The sequence below is a fragment of the Sulfurirhabdus autotrophica genome (genome assembly GCF_004346685.1).
GTDB classification, from domain to species: domain Bacteria; phylum Pseudomonadota; class Gammaproteobacteria; order Burkholderiales; family SMCO01; genus Sulfurirhabdus; species Sulfurirhabdus autotrophica.
This window is the reverse complement of the sequence record NZ_SMCO01000046.1, coordinates 1-3,357: the sequence shown is the minus strand read 5'-3', so window position 1 is coordinate 3,357 and position 3,357 is coordinate 1. Positions and strand designations below refer to the sequence as shown.

The 3,357-nt window shown below is 48.5% G+C and carries 3 protein-coding genes; all 3 read left to right on the top strand.

What is annotated here, in order from left to right; all coding sequences use genetic code 11:
• The coding region (locus EDC63_RS18340) for an RHS repeat-associated core domain-containing protein (protein WP_132920989.1) at nt 1-1,000 on the top strand (1,000 nt) is incomplete at its 5' end.
• A 31-nt stretch (nt 1,001-1,031) separates the two neighbouring features.
• The gene (locus EDC63_RS18335) at nt 1,032-1,790 is read left to right on the top strand and encodes a hypothetical protein (protein ID WP_124946967.1); all 759 of its coding nucleotides are present in this window, start codon (nt 1,032-1,034) and stop codon (nt 1,788-1,790) included.
• 827 nt (nt 1,791-2,617) lie between these two features.
• Nucleotides 2,618-2,914 carry an HU family DNA-binding protein gene (locus tag EDC63_RS18330; RefSeq protein ID WP_124946966.1) on the top strand — a complete coding sequence of 99 codons (297 nt, stop codon included), beginning with the start codon at nt 2,618-2,620 and terminating at the stop codon, nt 2,912-2,914.
• Nucleotides 2,915-3,357: the final 443 nt, after the last annotated feature.

Sequence of the window (3,357 nt, the reverse complement as noted above, 5' to 3'; positions counted from 1 at the left end):
GGCGGCCGTGACAGGGACTGCCACCTACGGGCAGGCGCAGTATTACCATGCGGATGGGCTGGGCAGTGTTGTAGGGCTCTCCAATAGTACCGACATGACAACTCAGACTGAGCGTTTTGATGCCTGGGGCAACAAGATTGCGGGGACGATTCCGCAGAGTGCTCAATATGGGTATACTGGACGGGAGCCTGACGAGACGGGATTGACGTACTATCGCGCTAGGTTCTATGACCCGAGTATTGCGCGGTTCGTCTCCCGTGATCCGATTGGGTTGCAGGGCGGGATTAACCAGTACGCCTATGTGAATGGCAATCCGGTCAACTTCACCGACCAGACAGGACTGCTTGCTGGAGCACCGAATGGCGCTTCCTCGGGTTTCACTGGTAGGCCAGTAGATGACCCCTACTGGAATATAGTGGCTGCTGGCGGGGGCAGACCACCGGTTCAGCTCTGGCTGCCACTAGGAAATCTTGAGGCGGAGCCGACAGTTCAAAACTTAGGTTCGATGGCTCAAGTACGCCAAGTCGATGAGCGGATACAACGGTATAATCCAAATTATTGGGGCACTACAGGGGTTGGTGGGTCTGGTCCTACAGGAGCTGATGTACAGTCGGCACAGAATGTCTTGGCGGCAGAGCAGCAGGTGTTCCAGGGAAGGGTAAACGAATTCCGGCAGGCCCAAGGTAGATCAATTCAATATGAAACGATTGCAGTTACTCGTGCGATGAATCCGCAAAGTGGAACTATAGTGGATATTGTTAGTTCAAGCAACGGAAGGCTGCCCTCCGCGATAAGACAGATGCTTGGACCCAATGAGGTAGAAGCGAGAGGCTTTTCAGGTCACGCGGAACAAAATGGTGTTGCATGGGCGCAATCTCGCGGTTTGCAACCGCTGGTAACAGGGGCTACAAATCGAATTTGTAACATGTGTCAAGGCACGCTAATAGATAGCAACGTATTGCCCGGAAGTGCGCTCAAACCTGGCGGCCCTCTCTTTTGATGTTACTTGATGTCTCATGAAAGGTTGATTTATGCGTTACTTTGATCGCTACATGAGAGGCGAATACGAGGCTGTGTGGGCCGAACTGACAAATCTCGGTGCAAAAGCACAGCAAGCAGAAGTATTTGACGATGTTCGCGCCGTTGCATTGGAAACCATGCGCAGAGTGCGGGAGAATATCAATACGATAGTTGATCGTCTGGCCGGGCATGGTTACCGGTTCGATCAATATCCCGATGGCTCACCGATCCCCTATAGCTTTGGTCCGATAGTTCAGCCTTCGGGTGAGTTAGTGGCTCAGGTCAATGAATTCGAAAATCTGGCCGGTGCAATACCTCTTTCGCTAAGAATTTTTTGGGAAACCGTCGGTGCTGTGTCCTTGATGGGCCGAGTTCCAGAAGGTTGGCCAAGTTATACCGATCCGCTTGTTGTTCAGCCTCCAGACGCTTGCATTTTGGATTTTCACGATTGGCGAGCAGCCGTCGAAGAGTACGGAGAAAATGAAACTGGACCATTCGTCGCGGCTATAGCACCAGACATGCTTCACAAGGATAATGTGAGTGGTGGTGCTCCCTACGGTTTTTCCCTCCCTAATACTGCAATTGATGATGTACTCATGAATGAGAGGCATAATCTACCTTTTGTGCCATATCTTCGTCTTGCTATATTGAAATGGGGTGGGTTTCCAGGCATTGGTTTCGGCAAGCTCAGGGAAGAGTGGCACATAAAGGATGGGGGTTCGGATATCGAATGGCTGTTGGACCTGCGTACGGGTTTGATCGACTTTTAACGCGCAAGGGCAATGAATTACACCGGAGTTTTAAGAAGTAAAGATATCTCCCTATCACCCTTAAAGGGGTTTCCCCAACATCTCCAAAGCAACCTGACCACCTTTATGTCACCGGTGCTTCACGCTGTCAATAAAACTTTACTTGACGTGCTGTCCTTAATCAGAAAAACTCGCGTCTAGGGAGATTTGCTCTTTTACAGTTTGGGCAGTAGGGGTTGGCGGGTCGGAAAGCCGCGACAGTGCTAGGAAAAACGGCTGCGTTTACGACGAAAGTGCGTCGGCGGTGACGAATCTATTGGTTCGATCCGCGGTCTATTTTCCCAATGGGGACGGGGTCGCCAGAGTCATGGAGAAATGGTTGCATGAAGGGACTCTGCTTGGCGGGTTTCTCGTGATCACGGGCAATAATAACTCCTGTTGAGAACTCGCTACATCAGGTTGAGCGACACATTAACCGGCCTTCAGGTCGATATGCATGCATGAGTTTTGCGAAGACGATATAGCGAGCCGGTTATGCGGCGCACCCTGAGTATTCGTTAACGAACCCAAGCGCACCTGCGGATTCGAAATCGAAACTGGAAACATCGAATATTAGTGCCAATTATTCGTTATCTGCGGGTGAATGTCCTGCCTTCACTGACAGCTATCTGCCAGCTGTGATCAGTATCACTCAAAACAGGACGGAGTTATTATACCGTGCCAAAAGCAGTCACATGACGTCTGTGTCAGTGTAAATATGGGGGAGCCATATTTGTTATTGGCTGGTGTATGATACGTTAGTCCCCTATTAAGAGGGGTCTATAAAAAAATCTCGGGAGATCATCGGTATGAACAAATCTGAATTAATTGATGCTATTTCTGCCAAAGTACCTGACGTTTCCAAGCGTGCTATTGGTGATTGTATTGCCGCTTTCACAGAAACGGTCAGCAATATCTTAAAGAAAGGTGATGTGGTGATGTTAGTGGGTTTCGGGTCTTTCAAAACGAGCAAGCGTGCTGCACGTACTGGTCGTAACCCACAAACAGGTGCAGAGTTAAAAATTGCCGCATCTGTTGTGCCCAAGTTTAGCCCGGGTCAGAGGCTTAAAGATGCTGTGAACAAGCCCAAGCCTAAGAAGAAGTAATTCAAAAGAACAGGGACGATAACACCCATAATCATAAAAAGATTGGGTGTGTTCTGTTTAAATGTGCCTCTAAAAATAACGAAACCCAGAAACTTTGACCGATGTGGCGACCGCAAATGACTACCATCCGGTAGTCGTTTTGTACAATACTGAGTCTCATTAGACCGCAGGCTTACTGTACAGCCTGATCTTGCTCGAGGTTTACTGGAAACTGGATAAACTTTTTTGATTTCGTAAATTGCAGCAAAGCAATAATTTCCAACCTAAGCGTTAGGAGGGAATGGGTTTAACGAAAAGACGCCTTTTCAATGCCGGTGAAGTGGGAAAAAAATTGGTTGTAAATAATTAATAGTTGCATTATAGTGCAACTATGCATCTAATAAACATACAACCTCAAGAAGTATTTCAATCCCTGGCTGATCAAACACGGGTACGCATCATGC

Coding starts and splice junctions, on each gene's coding strand:
- EDC63_RS18335 (WP_124946967.1), top strand. CDS start 1,032: ATGCGTTACTTTGATCGCTACATGAGAGGCGAATACGAGGCTGTGTGG.
- EDC63_RS18330 (WP_124946966.1), top strand. CDS start 2,618: ATGAACAAATCTGAATTAATTGATGCTATTTCTGCCAAAGTACCTGAC.